Below are 23720 nucleotides of genomic sequence, written 5' to 3'. Positions count from 1 at the left end.
GGGGTCACGTTTGCGTTCATTGAGTTCGCGGCGGGACGTGCACACTGTGGGACATGCCGACCATCCGGCGCGCACCCCCGCGTCCCCGCAGCCTCGCCGGCCAGTTGTTCGCCATGCAGGTGGTGATCGTGGCCGCCGTGGTCGCGGGGTGCGCCCTACTGGCCTACGTCCAGGCGCACAGCAGGGCCGAGGACGCGGCGGACGGCCGGGTGCGGGCGGTGGCCGCGTCGCTCGCGGACTCCCCCGCCGTCCGGCGGGCCGCCCTCGCGGCGCCCGGCACCGATCCGAGCACGGAGCTCCAGCCGTACGCGCAGCGGGTGGTGGCCGACGCCGGGGTGGACTTCGTGACGATCATGGCCCCGGACGGCATCCGCTGGACCCACCCCGACCCCGAGCGGATCGGCGAGCCGTTCCTCGGCCACACCGCGCGCGCCCTGCGCGGCGAGACCTTCAGCGAGACGTACACCGGCACCCTCGGCCCGTCGGTGCGGGTCGTCGCCCCGGTGCGCGACGGGCCCGGCGGCCGGGTCGTCGCGCTGGTCAGCGTCGGCATCAAGGTGGACGCGATCAGCCATGAGGTGCGTGGCCAACTGGTCGTCCTCCTCGCCGTCGCGGCCGCCGCGCTCACGATCGGCGGCCTCGGCACGTACCTCGCCAACGCCCGGCTGCGCCGTCACACGCACGGCATGGCCGCCGGCGAGCTGAGCCGGATGTACGACTACCACCAGGCGACCCTGCACGCGGTGCGCGAGGGGCTGATCCTGCTCGGCGCCGACCGCCGGGTGCTGCTCTGCAACGACGCGGCCCGTGAACTCCTCGGCCTGACCGGCGAGGTCGTCGGCGGCTACGTGGACGGGCTCGGGCTGCCGGCCTCCCTCACCGGCGCCCTGCTCGCCGCCGAGCCCCGCGTCGACGAGGTGCATCTGACCGCCGAGCGGGTCGTGGTCGTCAACACCTCACCGGTGCTCGGCGGGGAACGCCGGGGGACCGTCGTCACCCTGCGGGACCACACGGACCTGCAGGCGCTGACCGGCGAGCTGGACTCGGTGCGGGGCTTCGCGGAGGCGCTGCGTTCCCAGGCGCACGAGGCCTCCAACCGGCTGCACACCGTGGTCTCGCTCATCGCACTGGGCCGCGCCGACGAGGCCGTGGACTTCGCGACCGCCGAACTGGAGCTCGCGCAGACCCTCACCGACCAGGTCGTCGGCGCCGTCGGCGAACCGGTTCTCGCCGCGCTCCTGCTGGGCAAGGCGGCCGTGGCCAACGAGCGCGGGGTCGAGCTGACCGTCACCGACGACAGCCGGATCGACGACGGCGTCCTGCCCGAGGGGTTCGCGGCGCGCGACCTGGTGACGATCCTGGGCAATCTCGTCGACAACGCCCTGGACGCGGCCGTCGAGGGCGTGGGCCGCCCGAAGGTCGCGGTCACCGCGCGCACCGAAGGGAACGAACTGCTGCTGAAGGTCACCGACACCGGCCGCGGGGTGGATCCCGAGGTGCTGCGCGAGGTGTTCCGGCGCGGCTGGACGACGAAGAGCGAGGGGCGGGGGCTCGGCCTGGCCCTGGTCGAGCAGGCCGCGCGGCGCGGCGGCGGCACCGTGGAACTGGGCCGGCAGGACGACCAGGGCGGCGCGGTGTTCACCGTCCGCATGCCGCTGCAGCGGGAGGCACGGACATGAGCGACACCGCCAGGACCGGACAGAATCCCGGCGCCGGCACCAGCCGCGTCCTGGTGGTCGAGGACGATCCGATCGCCGCCGCCGCCCACGCGCTGTACGTCGGGCGGGTGGCCGGTTTCACGGTCGTCGGCACGGTGCACTCCGGCGGGGAGGCGCTCCGCTTCTTCCGGCAGCACCCGGTGGACCTGGTGCTGCTCGACCTCCATCTGCCGGACGGGCACGGTCTGCAGGTCGTCCAGGCGATGCGGGCCGCCGGCCACACCGCCGACGTGATCGCGGTGACCTCCGCCCGCGACCTGGGGGTGGTCCGGCAGGCGGTGTCCGCCGGCGTCGTCCAGTACCTGCTCAAGCCGTTCACCTTCCCGACCCTGCGCGACCGCCTCGACCGGTGGGCCCGCTTCCGCCGCGAGCTGGCCGGGGGCGAGGCCTCGGGGCAGGACGAGGTGGACCGGGCGCTGGCGTCGCTGCGCAGCCCGGAGTCGCCCGTGCTGCCGAAGGGGCTCAGCGGCCCGACGCTGGAGGCCGTCACGAGCGCGCTGCGCGAGGCGGACGACGGGATCTCGGCGAACGCGGCCGCGGCCGCCGTCGGCGTCTCGCGGATCACCGCCCGGCGCTATCTGGAACATCTGGTGGACACCGGACGTGCGGTGCGCAGCCCCCAGTACGGGCAGGTGGGGCGACCGGAGCTCAGCTACCGCTGGTCCCCGGGGCCGGGTCGGGACGGCCGCGTCGGCAGCTGAACGGCTGCTCTCCCCGCAGCAATAGGAAACTTTCCTAACCAATCTCTTGTCGTCGGGTTGCGGGACCACTAGCGTTCACGCAGCGTTCCAGAGCCAACTCCCGTACACGCTAGGAGTTCTCCCCCATGCTCTTTCTCCCGCACTCCCGCCGCGGCCGCATCGCGCTGGCCGCGACCGCAGGACTCGCCGCGGCGGCGGCGCTCGGCGCGACCGCCCAGGCCACCACCCCCACCGCCGCGAAGGCCGCCCCGCAGGCCGCCGCCGCTCTCCCCAGCGGCATGGCGGCCCCTTACCTGTACCTCGGCTGGGGCACCCCGCCGTCCGCGACGTCCGTGATGTCGGCCACCGGCATCAAGCAGTTCACGATGGCCTTCATGCTCTCCGACGGCGGCTGTAATCCCAAGTGGGACGGGTCCCGCGCCCTCACCGGCGGCACCGACCAGTCGACGATCAACGCGATCCGCAACGCGGGCGGCGACGTCACCGTCTCCTTCGGCGGCTGGAGCGGCAACAAGCTCGAGGAGAAGTGCACCTCGGCCTCCGCACTGGCCGGCGCCTACCAGAAGGTGATCAACGCCTACCAGTTGAAGTCCATCGACATCGACATCGAGGCTTCCGCGGTCGAGAACTCCACGGTCCGCAAGCGCACCGTGGACGCCCTGAAGATCATCAAGACCAACAACAGCGCCGTGAAGGTGTACATCACCTTCGGCACCACCCCCACGGGGCCCGACTCCAACGGCAAGGACCTGATCAAGAAGGGCGCCGCCGCCGGCCTGAACGCCGACGCCTGGGCCGTCATGCCGTTCGACTACGACCAGGGCGCCGTCGACATGGCCGCCACCACCAAGTCGGCGGTCGACGGCCTGAAGAACGACGTCGCCGGTGCCTACGGGCTCTCCTCGGACGCGGCCTACCGCAAGGTCGGCTTCTCCTCGATGAACGGCATCACCGACAGCGCCGGCGAGAAGGTCACCCTCGCCAACTTCAAGTCGATGGTCTCCTACGCGACCAGCCACCACCTGGCCCGCGTCAGCTACTGGTCCGTCAACCGCGACCGCAAGTGCGGCTCCGGCACCGACCCGGACGCCTGCAGCGGCATCACCCAGAACGCCTGGGACTTCACCAAGGCGCTCGCCGTCTACACCGGCTGATCCCGCCTCCTCCGAACTCCGCGCCCCGGCCCGCAGCCACGAGCTGTTGTCCGGGGCTCGGTCATGTCACGGGGTGGCGGAGCCCGCCTGCCCGAACCGCCGGCAGCCGCGCGCCACCACGTGCGCGACACCGGCCGCGGCCAGCGCGGGGACGAGCAGCATCGTCAGCCCGGGGCCGCCGGAGAAGAACTGCTCCGCGGCACCCTCGGAGGTGAACGCGTCGACCGTGCCCAGTTCCAGCAGGAGCACCGCCGCGGCGGCGGCGCAGGGCGCCGCCCCGGGAGCGAAGGCCCAGCGCGGCGGCAGGCAGACCAGCACCCCGCCGGCCAGGCCGCCGCAGACCGCTCCGAGCGCGCCGCCGACGATCGGCCCGAGGGCGAGATACGTGTACTGCCCGTACTCGGTGAGTTCGAAGAGGCTGCCGCCCAGCGCGCCCCCGAGCAGACCCGCGGCCGCCAGACAGAAGAACAGCGTCCACCGCCAGCCGGCCGGTCCGTGGTCGGAGCCGTAGCCGGGTGCATCGTCCACTGTCGTCGCCACGCGGGGCACCTGCTTTCATCCGCCTCCGTCGTCGGATGGATCAGACTGCACCGCCGGTGCCCACCGGATCAAGTGCGTGGTGCGTTCGGGGTACTTCAGCCGAATCGTCCGGCAGGCCGCGTCGGCCTGCTCAGGAGAGCGCCCTGCTCAGAAGACCGACTCGGCCTCGTCCATCCGCTCGTCCGGGACCCGCTTCAGCTCGACCACCGCGTCCGCGAGCGGGACCATCTCGATCTGGGTGCCGCGCAGCGCGGTCATGTGCCCGAAGGCCCCTTTGTGGACGCCTTCGACCGCGTGCCAGCCGAAGCGGTTGGCCAGCACCCGGTCGTAGGCGGTGGGGACGCCGCCGCGCTGGACGTGGCCGAGGATGACGGGACGCGCCTCCTTGCCGAGGCGCTGCTCCAGTTCGACGGCGAGCCGGGTGCCGATGCCGCCGAACCGCTCGTGGCCGAACTTGTCGACCGCGCCGACGCCATAGTCCATGGTCCCGGCGGCCGGGTGCGCGCCCTCGGCGACGCAGATGACGGCGAACTTCTTGCCGCGCGCGAAGCGCTCCTCGACCATCGCGACCAGGTCGGCGGGGTCGAACGGCCGCTCCGGGACGCAGATGCCGTGCGCGCCGCCCGCCATGCCCGACTCCAGGGCGATCCAGCCGGCGTGCCGGCCCATCACCTCGACGACCATGACCCGCTGGTGGGACTCGGCGGTGGTCTTCAACCGGTCGATGGCCTCGGTGGCGACCATGACGGCGGTGTCGAAGCCGAACGTGCGGTCGGTGGCGGAGATGTCGTTGTCGATGGTCTTCGGCACGCCGACGACCGGCATCCCGGCGTCCGACAGCATCTTGGCGGCGGTCAGGGTGCCTTCGCCGCCGATCGGGATGAGGGCGTCGATGCCGTACTGGCGGCACAGCTCCTCGGCGTTGTCCGCCGCCTCGCGCAGCCGGGCGCGCTCCAGGCGCGCCGAGCCGAGGATGGTGCCGCCGCGGGCCAGGATGCCGCTGACCGAGTTGAGGCCGAGCGGCCGGAAGCGGCCTTCGAGCAACCCGACGAAGCCGTCCTCGAAGCCGATGACCTCGTCGCCGTGGCCGGTGAGCGCGCGGTGCACGACCGACCGGATGACGGCGTTGAGGCCGGGGCAGTCGCCGCCTGCGGTGAGGACTCCGATACGCATGGGCTGGTCTCTCCTGGAGGGTTACGGGATCTGGGGTGCTAGGGGGCGGTGGCCGGGCCGGTCGCGGCTTCGGGAGCTCCGGGCCGCGCGGGCCTGGGGACCAGGGTGCCGGCGCCGGCCCGGCCGGCCAGGAAGTCGTCGACGTTGCGGACCGTGGCCTCGACGATCTGGTCGAGCGCGTCCACGGTGTAGTAGGCCTGGTGCGAGGTGATCAGGACGTTGGAGAAGGTGAGCAGGCGGGCGAGGGTGTCGTCCGTCATGATCTCCAACGACTTGTCGAGGAAGAAAACACCGGCCTCCTCCTCGTAGACGTCCAGGCCCACGCCGTCGAGCCGGCCGGCTCGCAGCGTCTCGACCAGGGCCGCGGAGTCGATCAGCCCGCCGCGGCTGGAGTTGATGAGGATCGCGTCATCCTTCATCCGGGCCAGCGCCTGCGCGCCGACGAGGTGGTGGGTCTCGGGAAGCAGCGGTACGTGCAGGGAGATCAGGTCGGACTCGCGGAACAGCCGGTCCAGGTCGACATACTCCATGCCCAGCTCGACACAGGCTGGATCGGCCGTGATGTCCCAGCCCAGCAGCTTCATCCCGAAGCCGTGCGCGATGCTCGTGAACGCCGCGCCGATCTTGCCGGTGCCGACGACGCCGACTGTACGGCCCCGGAAGTCCCGGCCGAGCAGTCCGTCGAGGCGGAAGTTGAAGTCCCGGGTGCGGATGGCAGCGCGGACGATCCGGCGGTTGAGGGCGGTGGCCAGCGTCCAGGCGAATTCGGCCACCGAGTAGGGGGAGTAGTAGGCGACGCGGGACACGGCGACGCCCAGCCGTTCCGCCGCTTCCAGATCGATGTTGTTGAACCCGGTGGACCGCTGGGCGATCAGCTTGGTGCCGCCCTCGGCGAGCACCTCCAGCACGTCGGCGTCCAGCTGGGCGTTCACGCTGGTGCTGACGATCTCGTAACCCGCCGCGAGCGGCACCGTGTCGATGGTCAGGAAGGTCTCCAGGCAGCGCAGCGAGTAGCGGCCGGCGAAATCCCGTTCCAGCAGGGGCCGCTCGTCCTTCTGCACTCCGGTCGCCAGGATCTCCACCGTCGCCCCTCCCTCGTCAGCCTATTTCACCCTATGGGAACAGTGCGGTGATACGTACCGCCGCGTGCCCCGGGGACACGGCGCCGGCTCACAGGGTCCCGCACCGCGCCCGCGACGGGCCGAAGCGCCCCTCTCCCGCCACCCCCCGGGGGGGCATTGTCCCCGGCGAACGGGCAGATGGCATCGTGGGACGGGCCGGAAGCCGCCGTGGCACGGGCCCGGCGTCGGCAAGCGACCGCACCAGCGTCGCGTTAGCGTCTTGGGGTAGGCACGAACCGGAAAGCGGCGGCGGGATCCAGCCATCGAGAGGTCCGGACCGGGAACTCCGGAACGAGAAGTCCGGACCGAGAAGCGGCGAGAGCAGTAGTGATACAGCAGCGATGAAGATCAACCCAGCGCGACGATGGATCGGAGAACGCGCGTGACGCGCAGCGTCTATGTAACGGGGATCGGCCGCGGCGACGGCCGCCAGGTGGTCGAGCTGGGGGTGATGGAGCTCCTGACCCGCCAGGTCGACCGGGTGGGGGTGTTCCGGCCGCTGATGCACGACGGGCCCGACCGGCTGTTCGATCTGCTGCGCAGCCGCTACCGGCTGACGCAGGACCCGTCCACGGTCTACGGCATGGGGTACGAGGCGGCGGCGGCGCTCCAGGCCGAGCAGGGGCGCGACGCGCTGACGGCCAGGCTGGTGGACCGCTTCCACGAGGTCGCCCGGGAGTACGAGGCGGTGCTGATCCTCGGCTCCGACTTCGCGGAGACGAACCTCCCCGCGGAGCTGGGCATCAACGCCCGGCTCGCCAACGAATGCGGCGCCTCCGTGCTGCCGGTGGTCGGCGGCATCGACCAGACGGCCGAATCGGTGGTCGCCGAGGTCCGCAACGCCTATCTCGCCTACACCAACCTCGGCTGCGACGTCATCGCCGTGGTCGCCAACCGCGTGGGTCCCGCGGAGGCCGTCGAGGCCGGCCGCAGGCTCGCCCACCGGCCCGAGGTGCCCGTCTACGTCATCCCCGAGGAGCCCGCGCTGTCGGCGCCCACGGTGGCGCAGATCGTCGAGGCGCTCGGCGCGGACGTCCTGCTCGGCGACGAGGCCGGGCTCTCCCGGGACGCGCTGGACTTCGTCTTCGGCGGCGCGATGCTGCCCGCCTTCCTGCCCGCGCTGACCTCCGGCTGCCTGGTGGTCACCCCCGGCGACCGCGCCGACCTCATCATCGGCTCACTCGCCGCGCACTCGGCGGGTGCGCCGCCGATCGCGGGCGTGCTGCTCACCCTCGATGAGCGGCCCGGCCCGGACATCCTGGCGCTGGCTGCCCGGCTCGCGCCCGGCACCCCCGTGATCGCGGTCGCGGCCGGCAGCTTCCCCACCGCGGCCGAGCTGTTCGCGCTGGACGGCAAGCTGGGCGCGGGCACCCCGCGCAAGGCGGAGACCGCGCTGGGGCTGTTCGAGACGCATGTGGACACCGCCGAGCTGACGCAGCGGCTGTCGGTCGCGCGCAGCGAGCGCGTCACCCCGATGATGTTCGAGCACACCCTGATCGAACGGGCCAGGTCCGGGCGGCGCCGCATCGTCCTGCCGGAGGGCACCGAGGAGCGCATCCTGCAGGCCGCCGAGGTGCTGCTGCGGCGCGGGGTGTGCGACCTGATCCTGCTCGGCGACGAGGACGTGGTCCGCAAGAAGGCCGCGGACCTGGGCATCAGCCTCGACCAGCCGGGCGTCACCGTCGTCGACCCGCAGACGTCACCGCTGCGCGACCGGTTCGCCGAGCTGTATGCGGAGCTCCGCGCCCACAAGGGCGTCTCCTACGAGCTGGCCTACGACGTCGTCTCCGACGTCTCGTACTTCGGCACCCTGATGGTGCAGGAGAGCCTGGCCGACGGCATGGTGTCGGGCGCGGTGCACTCCACCGCGGCCACCATCCGCCCGGCCTTCGAGATCATCAAGACCGCGCCGGGCGCGGCGATCGTCAGCTCGGTGTTCTTCATGTGCCTGGCCGACAAGGTCCTCGTCTACGGCGACTGCGCCGTCAACCCGGACCCGGACGCCGAACAGCTGGCGGACATCGCCATCCAGGCGGCGGCCACCGCCGCCCAGTTCGGCGTGGAGCCGCGGATCGCCATGCTGTCGTACTCCACCGGAACCTCGGGTTCCGGTGCGGACGTCGACAAGGTCCGCAAGGCCACCGAGCTGGTGCGCGAGCGCCGCCCGGACCTGGCCGTCGACGGTCCGATCCAGTACGACGCGGCCGTCGAACCGTCGGTGGCGGCCACCAAGATGCCGGGCTCCGCGGTGGCCGGCCAGGCCACCGTGCTGGTCTTCCCGGACCTGAACACCGGCAACAACACCTACAAGGCGGTCCAGCGGTCGGCCGGCGCGGTCGCCGTAGGACCGGTGCTGCAGGGCCTGCGCAAGCCGGTCAACGACCTGTCGCGCGGCGCGCTGGTCCAGGACATCGTGAACACGGTCGCCATCACGGCCATCCAGGCGCAGGGCGAAGGAGAAACCCAGTGAGCAGCCCCGACGGCCGGGCCGGCACCCCGTCCCGCGTCCTCGTCCTCAATTCCGGCTCGTCCTCGGTGAAGTACCAGCTGCTGGACATGGCCGCCGCCCCGGGCCCGGACGCGCGGCTCGCCTCCGGGCTGGTCGAGCGGATCGGCGAGGGCGAGGTCGCCGACCACGACGCGGCGCTGCGCATCATCGCCGACGAGCTGAACGGGCAGGGCCTCGGCCTGGACTCCCCCGAGCTGGCGGCGGTCGGCCACCGCGTCGTGCACGGCGGCACCCGCTTCACCGAGCCGACGCTGATCACCGACGAGGTCGTGGCGGCGATCGAGGAGCTGGTGCCGCTCGCCCCGCTGCACAACCCGGCGAACATCACCGGCATCAAGGTCGCCCGCGAGCTGCGCCCTGACCTGCCGCAGGTCGCGGTCTTCGACACCGCGTTCCACTCGACGATCCCCGAGCACGCCGCCCGGTACGCGATCGACACCGCGACGGCGGACGAGTACGGCATCCGGCGCTACGGCTTCCACGGCACCTCGCACGCGTTCGTCTCACGCGCCGCCGCGAAGCTGCTGGGCAAGGAGTCGTCGCAGGTCAACGCCATCGTGCTGCACCTGGGGAACGGCGCCTCCGCCTCCGCGGTGGCGGGCGGGGTCTGCGTGGACACCTCGATGGGCCTGACGCCGCTGGAGGGTCTGGTCATGGGCACCCGTTCGGGCGATCTCGACCCGGCGGTAGTCTTCCACCTGGCGCGCGTAGGTGGAATGACGGTGGACGAGATCGACACCCTGCTCAACAAACGCAGTGGCCTGCTCGGCCTGTGCGGTGACAACGACATGCGCGAGATCGGACGCCGCATGGCCGAGGGCGACAAGGCCGCCCGGCTGGCGTTCGACATCTACGTCCACCGCCTGCGCAAATACGTCGGCGCGTACACCGCTGTACTGGGCCGAGTGGACGTCATCGCCTTCACCGCAGGAGTCGGCGAGAACTCCGCCGCGGTGCGCGAGGCGGCCCTGCGGGGCCTGGGCGCCCTCGGTATCGAGGTCGACGCCGTACGCAACGCCGTCCGCGGCCACGCCGCGCGGCTGATCTCCACGGACAGCAGCAGCGTCGCTGTGGCCGTGGTCCCCACCGACGAGGAGCTCGAGATCGCCCGCGCCACCTACGCGTTCGCTCAACGTTGACCACGCTTCATACCCATGACGCCCCAGGAATATTCCGGAGCGGAACAAACCCGATAGGATTGCGCCCATGCGCCGAGCAAAGATCGTTTGCACCCTGGGACCCGCCGTCGACTCCTACGACCAGCTGAAGACGCTGGCCGAGGCCGGCATGAACGTGGCCCGCTTCAACTTCAGCCACGGAACACACGCCGAGCACGAGGAGCGCTACCAGCGGGTGCGCAAGGTGGCCGAGGAGACCGGCCGTGCCATCGGCGTCCTCGCCGACCTGCAGGGCCCCAAGATCCGGCTGGCCAAGTTCGCCGACGGGCCCGTCGAGCTGGTCTCGGGTGACGAGTTCACCATCACCGCCGAGGACGTACCCGGCGACAAGACCATCTGCGGCACCACGTACAAGGGCCTGCCCGGCGATGTCAGCAAGGGCGACCCGATCCTGATCAACGACGGCAACGTCGCCCTGCGCGTCATCGAGGTCGAGGGACCGCGCGTGCGCTGTCTCGTCGTCGAGGGCGGAGTGATCTCCGACCACAAGGGCATCAACCTTCCCGGCGCGGCCGTGAACGTCCCGGCGCTGTCCGAGAAGGACATCGAGGACCTGCGCTTCGCGCTCGCGATGGGCGTCGACATGGTCGCCCTGTCGTTCGTCCGCGACGCCTCGGACGTCAAGGACGTCCACCGCGTCATGGACGAGGAGGGCCGCCGCGTCCCCGTCATCGCCAAGGTGGAGAAGCCGCAGGCGGTCGAGAACATGGAGGCCGTCGTCATGGCCTTCGACGCGGTCATGGTCGCCCGTGGCGACCTCGCCGTGGAGTACCCGCTGGAGCGCGTGCCGGTCGTCCAGAAGCAGCTCATCGAGCTCTGCCGCCGCAACGCCAAGCCGGTGATCGTCGCGACCCAGATGATGGAGTCGATGATCACCAACTCGCGCCCGACCCGCGCCGAGGCCTCCGACGTCGCCAACGCCATCCTCGACGGCGCCGACGCGGTCATGCTCTCCGCCGAGTCCTCCGTGGGCAAGTACCCGATCGACACGGTCAAGACGATGTCCCGCATCGTCGAGGCCGCCGAGGAGGAGCTGCTCAAGCGCGGTCTCCAGCCGCTCGCGCCGGGCAAGAAGCCCCGCACCCAGGGCGGCGCCGTGGCCCGTGCCGCCGCCGAGCTGGCCGACTTCCTGGATGCCAAGACCCTGGTCGCGTTCACCCAGTCCGGCGACACCGCCCGCCGCCTGGCCCGCTACCGCGTCCCGGCCCCGGTGCTGGCGTTCACCACCGACCCCTCGACCCGCAACCAGCTCGCGCTGACCTGGGGCGTCGAGACGTACGTGGTCCCGTACGTCGACAACACCGACGCCATGGTCGAGGTCGTCGACACGGAGATGCTCAAGCTCAAGGAGTACAACGCGGGTGACACCGTGATCATCACCGCCGGTTCGCCCCCCGGCGTCCCCGGCAACACCAACATGGTCCGGGTGCACCACCTGGGCGACGATCTCAGCAAGTAGTCACCGGCCGGCCTGCCCCACCCGGCCCACGACGCCATCGCACATGGCGTCGCGGCCGGGGGCGTGAGCGGTACCGGACGCGCCGAGGGCGCCGACCCCAGTGGGGTCGGCGCCCTCGGCTTTTGTGCGGCTCCCGGACGGGTCTTTACGGGTACGAACCCTGCGTGATCGTCTGGTGCAGGTTCTTGATGTGCAGGGTGCCGCCGAACTGGCCGGCCTGGCGGATCTTGACGTTGGTGAAGACCGCCAGCGGGACGTTGATCGGCGGGGGCGTGTCGGGACTGAACGTCACCGGGATGAGACCGAAGAGGTTGCCCTTCAGCTCCTCGGTGTACATCGTCACGGTGCCGTTCTGGATCGTCGACGTCGTGCCCGGTCCCTGCACGTGGTAGACGTGCCCGTTCGCGCTGACGATCTGGTGCAGGTCCTGGATGTCCAGCGAGCTCGCGGTGAACTTCAGGACCTTCTTCACCACGCCGCCGGCCGTCCTGACCTCGACGATGCCCTTGTAGTCCAGGCCCTTGAGCGTCAGCATGCTGGATTCCAGGAACCAGGGCTGGTCCGGCAGCGGCGCGGGGGTCTTCTCGTACGAGGCGTCGGCCAGTGCCTTGGCGTCGTGCGTCGGGCACGGGAATGGCGTCTTGCCGTCCGCGGCGCTCGCCGACGCCGACGGCGTGGCGGTGGCGGTGGCGGACTTCTCGGCGGCCGCCGCCTTGTCGGCCGCGTCCTCCAGGGCCTTGGCCGACTTCTCGGTCAGGGCGGCCGGGGACGACGACTTCGCCGCCGGGACCTTGGCGGGGCTCGTGCTCGGTGCCTTCGTCGGCGCCGTGGTGGGCGCGGTCGTCGGCGCCGCCGTCGTCGGCGCGGTGGTGGGCGCCGTCGTCGGGGTGGCGGGCTTGTTCAGACCGAGGACGTCCTTGATGGCGTCACCGACACCCAGCGGGTCCCACGGGTTGATGGACTTCGTCGGGCTCGGCGTCGCCTGCGGGGCGGTGCTCGGCGCGGCGGCCTCGCTCTTCGGCACGGTCGTGGGCACGACGGTCTTCGGCAGCGCCTTGGCGGCGGCCTGCGGATCGGCCGTGCTCGCCGACGGGCTGGGCGAGGACGTGGGCTTGGTGCTCGGCGCGGCGCTCTCCGACGCGGAGGGCTTCGTGCTCGGCTTCGTGGTGGTGGCGTCCGGGGCGGGCGTGTCGGACTGCGTGACACACGGGCCGGGAGCGTACGGGTTCTTCGGCATCTCGTCGGCGAGCGCGAGATGCGGTGTTATGCCCATGCCCATCAGTACCGCTGTGGGCATCGCGGCGATGGCTATCGCCTTGCCCGCGGGCATGTGGAGCTTGGTGAAGAGCGACTTCTTCGGTGCGGCGTGGCGCGGCACCAATCTGGTACGGGGTCCGTCGCCGTGGGCCGGCAGAGCCTCGTCACCCCGCACTACGCCCTCCTATGGTTGTTGGTCGTCTCGTCGTCCGTGCCAGTGCCCGTCGACGCCGCGTGCTGCTCCGTCTGTGGTGCGTAGGACTGCTGCGGTACCGCGGCGCCACCGTCGGGCAGCTCGGCCGACGCGGCCGGCTCGGCCTTCTCGGCCTTCGCCGGGACACCGGGGGCCCAGGCGACAGCGAGCGCTCCGCCCATCAGGGCCAGCAGGAAGCCGATCAGGAATCCGCCGAAGTTGGACACCGGGATGGACACCAGTGCCAGCAGGATCGCGGCCACTCCCGCGAAGACGCGGACGAGCGGCTGGAACCACAACGTCAGACCGAGCACCATCAACAGGATGCCGATGACCAGTGAACTGGAGCCGGTCGTCGTGGACATCCGTACGGTGAGCTGCCCGAGGGTCATGTTCGCGTACGGGAAGTACGCGATGGGGATACCACCCAGGAGGGTCAGCAGGCCCGCCCAGAACGGTCGCTGCCACCGCCAGTTGCGGAACCGCGTGTGGGCGGTGTGAAAGGCATTCGGTTGGTGATGACGCAGCCCTGGCGACTCGGCACTCATGGAACAGCTCCCTGGGACTGGCTTTTGCGCAAGAAAGTTGGAGGGGAGCCGGGTGCGGGGCGCAAGGCCCCGCACCCGGTCTTTCAAGTGCCTAGTAGCACTCGTGCACGCCGGGCTTGACCGACATGCTGAGGCCCTTGAGCTTGAAGGTGCCCGCGCTGGTCGCCCAGGCGGTCTGCTTCACGTCGGTCAGGGTGGCCTTGCGGGCCTCCTGCGCGAAGCTGTTCGGCAGGGCGGGAGCGCCCTGGCCGGACGTCTGCGCCGGACCCTGCGCCTTGTTCGTCGACCCCGCCGCGACACCGATGTTGATGTCCTCGAAGACAGCGTCGGCGTCGAGCTGGTTCAGGTCGATGTAGAGGTTGTCGGCCTCGACACGCTGATCCTTGTTGGCGCCCTGGTCGCCCTTCATGCCCGCGTTCAGGTTCAGCGAGACGCTGCCGAAGCCGGGGACGGGAACGACGACGGACTGGCACATCTTGGTGATGTAGGCCTTCTTGAAGCCCGAGACGGCGACCGCCTCAGGGGCACCCCCGCCGGAGTGGGCGTCAAGACCGCCGTACTGAACGAAGCCCTCACCGTCGAGCCGCTCGGCGGAGACCTTGAAACTCTGGCCGGACACCGCGAACGACGCCGCGAGCGCGCCCTGGGCGAGCGCCATGCCGATCACTGCCGTGGCAGCAACGCTCGGCACCATGACTACGGCGAACCGCTTCCACTTGGTGCCGCCTCTAACGACCGACTCCATGACTTTCCTCCTGATCGGACGTACACATCCGGCCGGATATGGAGATCCGGGGCCGGGATGGGGAGAAGAGCTACGTCCTCGGGAAAGGGAGCGCCGTCACCGAAGGCCGGTCCGCGGGTATGCGGACGGCACAGTCCGATTCATCAGCGATCACCCCCGAGCGACAACCACTGGCCACGCTCTCGCGCAACCTGCTGGACAGGCCCTGCTGGGTGGGCAGAGACCCCCCTGTCCGGAAGCGCCGACAGGTTCGCCGTGCGCTTCCACTCGGTGGGGACCCTCCCCCGGCTTCCGCCGAGGGTCGCCCCCAGCCGTGCCGACTGGCTGTCGGATGGTCGGGGGTACAGGACCGAGCTTGGCCGATGGTGGTCCATTCCCAGCCGCTGCACAAGAGGTCTCGTTACTAGCGAGTAACGGAAGCATGACGAGAGCGCGATCATCGAACGTCGCGATATGACGCTCGGTAGTTACGTCGAGGGCGTGAATGTCCGACAAAGGAGAAGATTGCCGTACGAAAGGGTGTCGATCTTTCACCCGACGTGACAGCGACCGCACTTCATCACGATTGCGTAAAGTGCGGTCGCCGAATCACGGAATCAGCCGCGGTCAGAACAGCACGCGAGCCAGTGCTGCACGCGCTGTCACCACGCGGGGATCGTCGGTGCCGATCACGTCGAAGAGTTCCAGGAGACGCAGCCGTGCCGCGTCCCGGTCGTCACCCGCCGTACGCCGCACCGTGTCCACGAGCCGCCCGAAGGCGTCCTCGACATGTCCGCCGACGAGGTCGAGATCCGCCGCGGCCAGCTGGGCCGGCACATCGGCGGGGTTGTCGGCGGCGGCCTTGCGGACCGCCTGCTGGTCGGCGTCCTGCACCCGCTGCAGCAGCTCGGCCTGGGCCAGGCCGAGCTTGGCCTCGGCGTTGGCCGGCTCGGTCGCCAGCACGTTCCGGTACGCCTGGACGGCGCCGCCCAGATCGCCCGCGTCCAGCGCGTCGTGCGCGGCGGACAGTGCCAGCTCCTGCGGAGTGGCGGGCCGGGGCTCGGGGGCGGCGGCCGGAGCCGCGCCCGCCTCGACGGGAGTGCCGACGATGCCGAAGCGCTGCTCGCCGACGGCGATCAGCTGGTCCAGCACCTCGCGGATCTGGTCGTCGGCGGCCGCGCCCTGGAAGAGCGGCATCGCCTGACCGGCGAGTACCGCGAAGACGGCCGGCACGCCCTGGGCGCCGAACTGCTGGAACAGCAGCTGGTTGGCGTAGACGTCGGCGCGGGCGAGCAGGAGCCGGCCGGCGTACTCGCCGACCAGTCGCTCCAGCGTCGCGTTGAGCTGCTTGCTCTGCTCGGCCTGTTCGGCCCAGAAGCTGATGACGACCGGGACCTCGGAGGAGCGCTGCAGTACCGCGCTCTCGAAAGTCTCCTCGGTGACATCGATGACGAGCGGGGTGGCGGCGGAAGGGGCGGGGGCGCCGGCGTCCTGCCGTTGCGCCCTGGCCTGCTCGGCCTTCGTCTTGGCCTCACCGGCCGCCTTCAGTGCGGCGAGGTCGACCACACCGCTCATGGACATGTTCCGTGGCTGCATGAGGTCAATCCTCCCCCCTCGTCGTAAAAAAGTGTGAACGGCCCCCGGCCGCTCCGCTGGTTCGCGGACAGCCGGGAGCGCGCACCGCTGTTCAAGAGTGTCCTTCTCGGCGTGGGTCCCCACCTGCGCCAGTGGTCATCGCTCTTTCGCTACGAGTCGTAGCGTAACTGCTGGATGTCCAATCGCGGCAAGCGCCAACCCCGTGAGACGACGTGATCCCGGTCACGGTGCGGCCGCGGGCCCCTCCACGTACTGACCGGTATGGTCCCAGCCATGCACAACGGCACTTCCGCGAAGAAGACCGGCCGCCCCCGCAGCGCCGACGCCGACCACGCGATCCTGGAGGCCACCAGGGCCGCCCTGGTCGAACTGGGCTGGGGCAAGCTGACGATGGGCGACGTCGCCACCCGGGCCGGCGTCGCCAAGACCACGCTCTACCGCCGCTGGGCGGGCAAGAACGAGCTGGTCGTCGACGCGGTGGCGGTGCTCTTCGACGAACTGGAACTGCCCGACCGGGGAAGCCTCCAGGCGGACATCGAGGACGTGGTGCTGCAGTTCGCGGCCCTGCTGGCGCTCCCCGAGGCCAGGACGGCCCTGATGGCCGTCGTCGCCGAGTCCACCTCCGACGACGCGCTGCGGCAGCGCATCCGCGAGGCCATCGTGGACCGCCAGAAGCGCCTGGTGGTCCTCGGCCGCCGCCGCGCCCAGGAGCGCGGCGAACTCCCCCCGGACGAGCCCCAGGACCCCGCCGGCACGGACGCCACCACCCAGATCGACCTCATCTTCGACGTCATCGCCGGCGCGGTCGTCCACCGCACCCTGGTCAGCGGCGAACCCGTGGACCCCACCTGGGCCCGGACCTTCACGACGCTGCTGCTGGGCGGCCTGGCCGCCATCCGCTGACCGGGCCGCCGCTCACACCTGGTAGCGGTCCGGTGCGAAGAGGTGCAGGTTCTCCGCTATCCAGTCCGAGGTGTGGCGCAGGCCCTCCTCCAGGGAGACCTGCGGCTCCCAGCCCGCCCATTCGCGCGCGCGAGAATTGTCCGAAAGTAGTCGGTTGACCTCGCTGCCCGACGGGCGGAGGCGGGTGGGGTCGGTGACGATCTCGGCTTCGCGGCCGGAGGCGGCGATCAGGGAGCGGGCGAGGTCGCCGATGGAGACCTCGCGGCCGGTGCCGAGGTTGACCACCTCGCCGAGGGCCCGGTCGCAGCCGGCCAGTGCCAGGAAGCCGGCGGCGGTGTCGGTGGCGTAGGTGAAGTCGCGGGTCGGGGTGAGGGATCCCAGGCGGATCTCGCGGGCGCCGGAGTGCAGTTGGGCCAGGATCGCCGGGATGACGGCGCGCGCGGACTGCCGGGGGCCGTAGGTGTTGAAGGGCCGGACGACGGTGACCGGCAGCTCGAAGGAGTGGAAGTACGACAGCGCCGTCATGTCCGCGCCGATCTTCGAGGCGGAGTACGGGGACTGCGGCTGCAGCGGGTGGCTCTCGCTGATCGGCACGGTGAGCGCGCTGCCGTAGACCTCGCTGGTGGAGGTGTGGACGAGGCGCCGCACCCCGTGGCGCAGGCAGGCGCCCGCCACGTTCTGCGTGCCGGCCACGTTCGTCTGCACGTAGGCCTCGGGGGCCTGGTAGCTGTACGGGATGCCGATCAGGGCCGCGAGGTGGAAGACGGTGTCGCAGCCGTCGACGGCGTCCATGACGCGGCCCGCGTCGCGCACGTCGCCCGCGAGCATCTCGACGGGGCTGCCCGGCCGCAGGTAGCGGGCGAGGTGGCCGCGTTCGCCGTACGGCTTGTAGTGCACCAGGGCGCGGACGTTCGCGCCGCGCTCGACCAGGAGGTCGGTCAGGGTGCTGCCGATGAAGCCCTCGGCGCCGGTCACCAGGACGGTGCGGCCGGTCCAGTCGGAGTTCGGGGATGCGGTGTCGGTCATGCGGCGTTCCTCAGTTCCAGAGTCTTGGCGGCGAGCAGATCGGCCGCGCGGGCGTGGGTGCCGGGGTCGGCGGCGCCGCTCATCGCGGCGAGCCGGCGGGGATCACGGAGCAGCGGTTCGACGAGGGCGGCCAGCCGGTCGGCGGTCGCCTCGGCGTCGGGGAGCAGTACGGCGGCCCCGGCGTCGGACAGCACGCGGGCGTTGTGCGTCTGGTGGTCGCCGGGCGCGTGCGGGTACGGGACGAGCACGGCGGGCACCCCGGTCGTGGCGAGTTCGGCGATGGTCGCCGAACCGGCCCGGCAGATCACCAGGTCGGCGGCCGCGTAGGCGAGGTCCATCCGGTCCAGGTACGCGACGGCCTCGGCGACCGTGCTCCCGGCCAGCCGGGTCCTGGTCTCCGCGAGGGCGGCGGGGCCGGTCTTGATGAGCAGCCGCACGTCGTCCCGGTCCCGCCAGCGCCGGGCGAGTCCGACGGCCGCCTCGGTCAGCCGGGTGGCGCCCAGGCTGCCGCCGTTGACGAGGATCAGCCGGGCGCCCGCCGGCACGCCGAGTTCGGCGCGGGCCCTGCCGCGCAGGGCGGCCCGGTCCAGGGTGGCCAGCGGCCCGGACAGCGGCATGCCGACGGTCTCCGGGCTGATGCCCGACGGCAGATGGGCGCGGCTGCGGTCGAAGGCCAGCGCGACGTGCGGGGTGAGCCGGGCCGCGAACCGGTTGGCGCGGCCCGGCACCGCGTTGGACTCGTGGACCAGGCTCGGCAGTCCGGCCAGCCGCGCGCCCAGGATCACCGGCGCGCTGGGATAGCCGCCCATCCCCACCGCGATCTGCGCGCCCTGCTCGCGCAGGATGGCCCGGCAGGCCACCGCCGACCGCAGCAGCGCGGCCGGCAGCAGAAAGCGGCGGGCGCCGAGCGACCGGTCGAACGGGATCATGTCGACCGTGTGCAGCCGGTAGCCGGCTTCGGGGATCAGCCGGGTCTCCAGCCCGCGTTCGGTGCCGACGAAGGTGACGACCGCCCGTGGATCGGCCCGGCGCAGGGCGTCGGCGAGGGCCAGTCCCGGATAGATGTGCCCGCCGGTACCGCCCGCCCCGATGACCACCGACAGGGGGATGTGCTCTGAGTTCCGCATGGCCGCAACGCTGACGGGACGCTCTAAGAGGGTTCTAAGAGTCCGGTTTGGGACCCTTGGGCCCATGGACACTGCGCAACCGCCCGCCCGCATCCTCGTCGTGGACGACGAACCCGAGGTACGCGCCGCCGTCGAGGACGGCCTCACCGTCGAGGGGTACGCGGTGCGCGGGGCCGCCGACGGGCTCGCCGCCCTGTCGGAGGTGGCGGCCTGGCAGCCGGACGCGATCGTGCTGGACGTGATGATGCCGGTGCTCGACGGGCTGGCGGTGTGCCGGCGCCTGCGGGGGCTGGGCGACCGCACGCCCGTCCTCGTCCTCACGGCGCTCGACTCGGTGAGCGAACGGGTCGACGGCCTGGACGCGGGCGCCGACGACTACCTCGTCAAGCCGTTCGCGCTGGACGAACTGCTGGCCCGGCTGCGGGCGTTGCTGCGCCGGGCCGCGTCGGGGGCCGGCGAGGATCCGGAGCTGAGTTTCGCGGATCTGGTCGTCCAGCCGCTCACCCGCACCGGCAGCAGGGGTGGCCGGCCGCTGGAGTTCAGCCGCACCGAGTTCGCGCTGCTGGAGCTGCTGATGCGGAACCCGGGCCAGGCGCTGCCGCGCGAGGTGATCCTGGAGCGGGTCTGGGGCCACGACTTCGGCCCGGACTCCAACTCGCTCGCCGTCTACGTCGGTTATCTGCGGCGGAAGCTGGAGGCGGGCGGCGAGCCGCGGCTGGTGCAGACCGTGCACGGCGTCGGCTACCGGCTGGACCTCGGGTGACGGGCACCCGCGGGATGGCGCGCTGGCGCCGGCACCGGCCGCTGCGCACCCGGCTCGCGGTCGCGGCGTCCGCCGCCGTCGCCCTGGTCGCGGTCGGGGTCTGCGCGGCCGCGTTCTTCGTCATCCGCTACGAGCTCGTCCATCAACTGGACCTGCATCTCACCCAGTCGGCGACGCTCGTCAAGCAGCAGCACCGCGGTGAAGGTCCGCAGGTGGTGGCCGGGGAGTGCGTGTACCTGTCGGCGCCCGCCTGCTCGCAGATCGTCCCGGCGGACCCGGCGGCCGACCCGCGGGAGCCGTACCGGCTGCCGGTCTCCGGGCCGGTACGGGAGGTCGCGGCGGGCGACCGTCCGGCGTACTTCAGCAACGTCACGCTCGCCGGGCATCCGGCACGGATGTTCACCAGCCGCTTCGGCAGCGGCAGGGCACTGCAGGTGGCCGTGCGGTCCGACACCGTGGAGCAGGGGGTGCGGCAGGCCGCCTGGCTGCTGTCGGGGGTCGGCGGGACGGGGGTGCTGCTCGCCGCGGTCCTCGGCTACTGGGTTTCCCGGACGGGACTTGCGCCGGTGGCCCGGCTGACGGCCACGGCGGAACGGATCGCCGCCACCCGGGACGCCCGGCACCGGATCGAGATCCCGGCCGGGCCCGCCCGCCGCCAGGACGAGGTCACCCGGCTCGCCACCGCGTTCAACACCATGCTCGGCGAGCTGGAACAGTCCGTCACGGCGCAGCGCCGGCTGGTCGCCGACGCCTCGCACGAACTGCGCACCCCGCTCACCGCGCTGCGTACCAACGCCGACCTGCTGGCGCGCGCCGACCGGCTGACCGACGCCCAGCGCGACCGTGCCTCCGGCGCGCTGCAGCGGCAGCTGCGCGAGGTCACGCAGCTCGTCAACGACCTGATCGAGCTGGCACGGGACGAGGAACCGCTGCCGCTGGTCGAGGACGTGGGCCTCGCCGACCTGGCGGGCCACGCCGTACGGGCCGCCCGCGGCCACTGGCCCGACGTCCCCTTCACCCTGACCGCGGACCCGGCCGCGGCTCCGGCGCACGTCCCGGGCGTCCCGGCCCGGCTCAGCCGGCTGCTGACCAACCTCCTGGACAACGCGGCCAAGTTCAGCCCACCGGGGGCTCCGGTGGAGGTCGCCCTCACCCGGGCGGGCGCCGTGGTGGAGCTGACGGTCCGCGACCACGGACCGGGGATCGCCCCGCAGGACGCCCCCTACGTCTTCGACCGGTTCTACCGCGCGGACTCCGCCCGCGCGCTGCCCGGCTCCGGCCTGGGCCTCGCCATGGCCCGGCAGATCGCCCACGCCCACGGCGCCACGATCACGGCGGAGCCGGCAGCGGGAGGCGGCGCTTTGTTCCGGCTGGCCTTCGAGGCCCCGCCGGGCCCGAGGAGCCCCTAGCCGGCCTCGTCCGGCTCCTCCGCGAACGCGTCGAACTCCCCTGCCTTGACGCCCTTCACGAACGCCTCCCACTTGGCGGGACTGGTGACGGCCACGATCTCCGGCTCGTCCGTCTCGCGGATGTAGATCATTCCGTCGTCCCCGACGGTGGCTTCGAGGGCCATGTGGTGCCTTCCGTTGTGCTCCAGCGACACGACCATGGTGATCCAGATTCCGCTGCGGGGGCAATGCCACCCGGCGTTCAGTACAGCGGGAAGCCCTCCGTGTCGACATGCCACGCGCCCACCTGCACCCGTTCACCGAACAGGAACTCGACACGGGCCGCATATCGCGGACCTTCCGGCGTGGAGCGCGGCCGGGAGAGGACGAGACCTGTGCCCCTGCGGGGATCCACGAGCAGATAGAACGGGATGCCCATCACCGCGTAGTCGCGCGTCTTGCCCTCGTAGTCGTTTTCGGGATTCGACTTCGACACGACTTCCACGACCGCCGCCACTTCCGCGGGGTCGACGGTGTCTCCGTCCTCGTTGAGGACATCCAGGGGGAGAATCGTGATGTCCGGACGGCGCAGCGCCGCCGCCCCGCGCGGGTCCTCGATCTCGGCGCCGGATTGCGCGATCACCCGCGGGGCCGTGCCCCTGAGCTGGTCGTTGAGCTGGTCAGCGATCTGGAACGCGATGAATTCATGCCGCTTCGCCGGACTCATTATCATAATGATCTCGCCGCCGCTGATCTCCACAGCCCAGGCTTCCGGCCTCGCCGACAGCTCATCGGCGATCCGACGCATGCGGGCGTATTCCACGGCGCTCCCTCCAGCGGTGTTCCCCCAACCGCTTTCAGCCTATTCGCTGAGGGCGGGGATCACCCGCTCGTGGGCTCCGCTCCACCCGTGCGGAGGGGAGCCCACGATCGCGCGCGGCTCAGAAACGGGCCGGTTCCGTGTACGTGCCCCACTCCTCGCGCAGGACGCCGCAGATCTCGCCGAGGGTGGCCTCGGCGCGGGCCGCCTCGAGCATGGGGGCGATCATGTTCGAGCCGTCGCGGGCCGCGGCCAGCATGGCGGCGAGGGCGGCCTGGACGGCGCTGTCGTCGCGGGCGGCCTTGCGGGCGGCCAGGACGCGTACCTGCTCGCGCTCGACCTCGTGGCTGACGCGGAGGATCTCCAGGTCGCCGGTGACCGAGCCGTGGTGGCAGTTGACGCCGACGACGCGCTTCTCGCCCTTCTCCAGGGCGCGCTGGTACTGGAAGGCCGACTCGGCGGTCTCGCCGGTGAAGTAGCCGTCCTCGATACCGCGCAGGATGCCGCTGGTGATGGGACCGACGGAGTGCTTCCCGCTGGGGACCGCCTTCGCGCCGAGCGCCCTGATCTTGTCGAAGATCTTTTCGGCGTCGGCCTCGATACGGTCGGTGAGGGCCTCGACGTACCAGGAGCCGCCGAGCGGGTCGGCGACGTTCGCGACGCCGGTCTCCTCCATCAGGACCTGCTGGGTGCGCAGCGCGATCTCCGCGGCCTGCTCGCTCGGCAGCGCGAGGGTCTCGTCGAGCGCGTTGGTGTGCAGGGAGTTCGTGCCGCCCAGGACGGCGGCCAGCGCCTCCACGGCGGTGCGCACGACGTTGTTGTACGGCTGCTGGGCCGTGAGCGAGACGCCGGCGGTCTGGGTGTGGAACCGCAGCCATTGCGCCTTGTCGGTCTTCGCGCCGTACTCGTCGCGCATCCAGCGCGCCCAGATGCGGCGGGCGGCGCGGAACTTGGCGATCTCCTCGAAGAAGTCGAGGTGCGCGTCGAAGAAGAACGACAGCCCGGGGGCGAACGCGTCGACGTCCATGCCGCGGGACAGCCCCAGCTCCACGTACCCGAACCCGTCGGCCAGGGTGTACGCGAGCTCCTGCGCGGCCGTGGCTCCGGCCTCGCGGATGTGGTAGCCGGAGACGGAGAGCGGCTTGTACGCGGGGATGCCCGTCGCGCAGTGCTCCATGAGGTCGCCGATGAGGCGCAGGTGGGGCTCGGGGGCGAAGAGCCACTCCTTCTGCGCGATGTACTCCTTGAAGATGTCGGTCTGCAGGGTGCCGTTGAGCAGGGCCGGGTCGACGCCCTGCCGCTCGGCGGCGACCAGGTACATGCAGAAGACCGGGACGGCCGGGCCGGAGATCGTCATCGAGGTGGTGACGTCGCCGAGCGGGATGCCCGCGAAGAGCACCTCCATGTCGGCGGCCGAGTCGATGGCGACACCGCAGTGGCCGACCTCGCCCAGCGCCATGCCGTCGTCGGAGTCGCGGCCCATCAGGGTCGGCATGTCGAAGGCGACGGAGAGGCCGCCGCCGCCGGCCTCCAGGATCATCTTGTAGCGCTCGTTCGTCTGCTCGGCGTTGCCGAAGCCGGCGAACTGCCGGATCGTCCACGTGCGGCCCCGGTAGCCGGTCGGGTGCAGACCACGGGTGAACGGGTACTCGCCAGGCCAGCCGATCCGCTCGAAGCCGTCCACGGCCTCGCCAGGGGCGGGCCCGTAGACGGGCTCGACCGGGTCCCCGGAGAGTGTGGTGAAGTCCGCGTCCCGCTTACGAGCCGCGTCGTACCGGGCCTGCCAGCGCTGGCGGCCCTCTTCGATGCCTTCGGCGTCCAT

General features: G+C 71.5%; 21 protein-coding genes. 9 read left to right on the top strand and 12 right to left on the bottom strand.

Annotated features, from left to right (window positions below):
• Window positions 1-53 precede the first annotated feature (53 nt).
• From O3X23_RS18990 to O3X23_RS18980, 3 genes are all read left to right on the top strand, one after another.
• Window positions 54-1679 (top strand): sensor histidine kinase, encoded by a 1626-nt coding sequence (locus O3X23_RS18990; protein ID WP_269272616.1) that lies wholly within the window; start codon window positions 54-56, stop codon window positions 1677-1679.
• Complete coding sequence (locus O3X23_RS18985) at window positions 1676-2419, top strand: response regulator (RefSeq protein WP_269272615.1); 744 nt, start codon at window positions 1676-1678, stop codon at window positions 2417-2419. The genes O3X23_RS18990 and O3X23_RS18985 overlap by 4 nt, the downstream gene beginning before the upstream one ends.
• 125 nt (window positions 2420-2544) lie before the next feature.
• Entirely contained in the window at window positions 2545-3573 is a 1029-nt protein-coding gene (locus O3X23_RS18980) for a chitinase (protein ID WP_269272614.1), read from the top strand.
• 66 nt (window positions 3574-3639) lie between these two features.
• On the opposite strand, the gene O3X23_RS18975 is transcribed toward O3X23_RS18980, so the two are convergent.
• From O3X23_RS18975 to O3X23_RS18965, 3 genes are all read right to left on the bottom strand, one after another.
• Complete coding sequence (locus tag O3X23_RS18975; protein ID WP_269272613.1) at window positions 3640-4113, bottom strand: hypothetical protein; 474 nt, start codon at window positions 4111-4113, stop codon at window positions 3640-3642.
• Between the two features lie 147 nt (window positions 4114-4260).
• Window positions 4261-5286, bottom strand: coding sequence for an ATP-dependent 6-phosphofructokinase (locus tag O3X23_RS18970; RefSeq protein WP_269272612.1), 1026 nt, complete (start codon window positions 5284-5286; stop codon window positions 4261-4263).
• A gap of 38 nt (window positions 5287-5324) precedes the next feature.
• Window positions 5325-6368 (bottom strand): 2-hydroxyacid dehydrogenase, encoded by a 1044-nt coding sequence (locus O3X23_RS18965; RefSeq protein ID WP_269272611.1) that lies wholly within the window; start codon window positions 6366-6368, stop codon window positions 5325-5327.
• A gap of 421 nt (window positions 6369-6789) precedes the next feature.
• On the opposite strand from O3X23_RS18965, the gene pta reads away from it, so the two are divergent.
• The 3 genes from pta to pyk all read left to right on the top strand — a co-directional run bounded on the left by pta (window position 6790) and on the right by pyk (window position 11553).
• Window positions 6790-8877, top strand: a complete 2088-nt coding sequence (pta, locus tag O3X23_RS18960) for a phosphate acetyltransferase (RefSeq protein WP_269272610.1) — start codon at window positions 6790-6792, stop codon at window positions 8875-8877.
• Complete coding sequence (locus tag O3X23_RS18955) at window positions 8874-10055, top strand: acetate kinase (protein ID WP_269272609.1); 1182 nt, start codon at window positions 8874-8876, stop codon at window positions 10053-10055. The genes pta and O3X23_RS18955 overlap by 4 nt, the downstream gene beginning before the upstream one ends.
• 67 nt (window positions 10056-10122) lie before the next feature.
• Window positions 10123-11553 (top strand): pyruvate kinase, encoded by a 1431-nt coding sequence (pyk, locus tag O3X23_RS18950; protein ID WP_269272608.1) that lies wholly within the window; start codon window positions 10123-10125, stop codon window positions 11551-11553.
• A 145-nt stretch (window positions 11554-11698) separates the two neighbouring features.
• On the opposite strand, the gene O3X23_RS18945 is transcribed toward pyk, so the two are convergent.
• From O3X23_RS18945 to O3X23_RS18930, 4 genes are all read right to left on the bottom strand, one after another.
• Window positions 11699-12985 (bottom strand): hydrogenase expression protein HypF, encoded by a 1287-nt coding sequence (locus O3X23_RS18945; RefSeq protein WP_269272607.1) that lies wholly within the window; start codon window positions 12983-12985, stop codon window positions 11699-11701.
• The gene (locus O3X23_RS18940) at window positions 12985-13551 is read right to left on the bottom strand and encodes a DUF6114 domain-containing protein (RefSeq protein WP_269272606.1); all 567 of its coding nucleotides are present in this window, start codon (window positions 13549-13551) and stop codon (window positions 12985-12987) included. Before O3X23_RS18940 ends, O3X23_RS18945 begins: the two co-directional genes overlap by 1 nt.
• A gap of 91 nt (window positions 13552-13642) precedes the next feature.
• The gene (locus O3X23_RS18935) at window positions 13643-14296 is read right to left on the bottom strand and encodes a DUF6230 family protein (RefSeq protein ID WP_269272605.1); all 654 of its coding nucleotides are present in this window, start codon (window positions 14294-14296) and stop codon (window positions 13643-13645) included.
• A 606-nt stretch (window positions 14297-14902) separates the two neighbouring features.
• Window positions 14903-15871: a tetratricopeptide repeat protein gene (locus O3X23_RS18930; protein WP_269272604.1), complete on the bottom strand. Its 969-nt coding sequence runs from the start codon at window positions 15869-15871 to the stop codon at window positions 14903-14905.
• A gap of 273 nt (window positions 15872-16144) precedes the next feature.
• On the opposite strand from O3X23_RS18930, the gene O3X23_RS18925 reads away from it, so the two are divergent.
• The gene (locus O3X23_RS18925; RefSeq protein ID WP_269272603.1) at window positions 16145-16774 is read left to right on the top strand and encodes a TetR/AcrR family transcriptional regulator; all 630 of its coding nucleotides are present in this window, start codon (window positions 16145-16147) and stop codon (window positions 16772-16774) included.
• Window positions 16775-16786: 12 nt separating this feature from the next.
• On the opposite strand, the gene O3X23_RS18920 is transcribed toward O3X23_RS18925, so the two are convergent.
• Both O3X23_RS18920 and O3X23_RS18915 read right to left on the bottom strand, forming a co-directional pair.
• Window positions 16787-17800, bottom strand: a complete 1014-nt coding sequence (locus tag O3X23_RS18920) for an SDR family NAD(P)-dependent oxidoreductase (RefSeq protein ID WP_269272602.1) — start codon at window positions 17798-17800, stop codon at window positions 16787-16789.
• A complete protein-coding gene (locus O3X23_RS18915) occupies window positions 17797-18927 on the bottom strand; it encodes a UDP-N-acetylglucosamine--N-acetylmuramyl-(pentapeptide) pyrophosphoryl-undecaprenol N-acetylglucosamine transferase (protein WP_269272601.1) in 1131 nt (376 codons plus the stop codon). The genes O3X23_RS18920 and O3X23_RS18915 overlap by 4 nt, the downstream gene beginning before the upstream one ends.
• A 64-nt stretch (window positions 18928-18991) precedes the next feature.
• Between O3X23_RS18915 and O3X23_RS18910 the strand changes: the two genes are divergently transcribed.
• Entirely contained in the window at window positions 18992-19690 is a 699-nt protein-coding gene (locus O3X23_RS18910) for a response regulator transcription factor (protein ID WP_269272600.1), read from the top strand.
• Window positions 19687-21099 carry a sensor histidine kinase gene (locus O3X23_RS18905; RefSeq protein WP_269272599.1) on the top strand — a complete coding sequence of 471 codons (1413 nt, stop codon included), beginning with the start codon at window positions 19687-19689 and terminating at the stop codon, window positions 21097-21099. The genes O3X23_RS18910 and O3X23_RS18905 overlap by 4 nt, the downstream gene beginning before the upstream one ends.
• On the opposite strand, the gene O3X23_RS18900 is transcribed toward O3X23_RS18905, so the two are convergent.
• The 3 genes from O3X23_RS18900 to O3X23_RS18890 form a co-directional block, all read right to left on the bottom strand.
• Complete coding sequence (locus O3X23_RS18900; RefSeq protein ID WP_269272598.1) at window positions 21096-21263, bottom strand: DUF397 domain-containing protein; 168 nt, start codon at window positions 21261-21263, stop codon at window positions 21096-21098. The genes O3X23_RS18905 and O3X23_RS18900 overlap by 4 nt on opposite strands.
• A gap of 77 nt (window positions 21264-21340) precedes the next feature.
• Entirely contained in the window at window positions 21341-21901 is a 561-nt protein-coding gene (locus tag O3X23_RS18895) for a Uma2 family endonuclease (protein WP_269272597.1), read from the bottom strand.
• Window positions 21902-22019: 118 nt separating this feature from the next.
• On the bottom strand, window positions 22020-23720 hold the full coding sequence (locus tag O3X23_RS18890; RefSeq protein ID WP_269272596.1) for an acyl-CoA mutase large subunit family protein: 1701 nt from the start codon (window positions 23718-23720) through the stop codon (window positions 22020-22022).

Source organism: Streptomyces sp. H39-S7 (genome assembly GCF_027158205.1).
In the GTDB taxonomy this organism is placed as follows: domain Bacteria; phylum Actinomycetota; class Actinomycetes; order Streptomycetales; family Streptomycetaceae; genus Actinacidiphila.
This window is presented reverse-complemented; position numbering and strand designations above follow the sequence as displayed.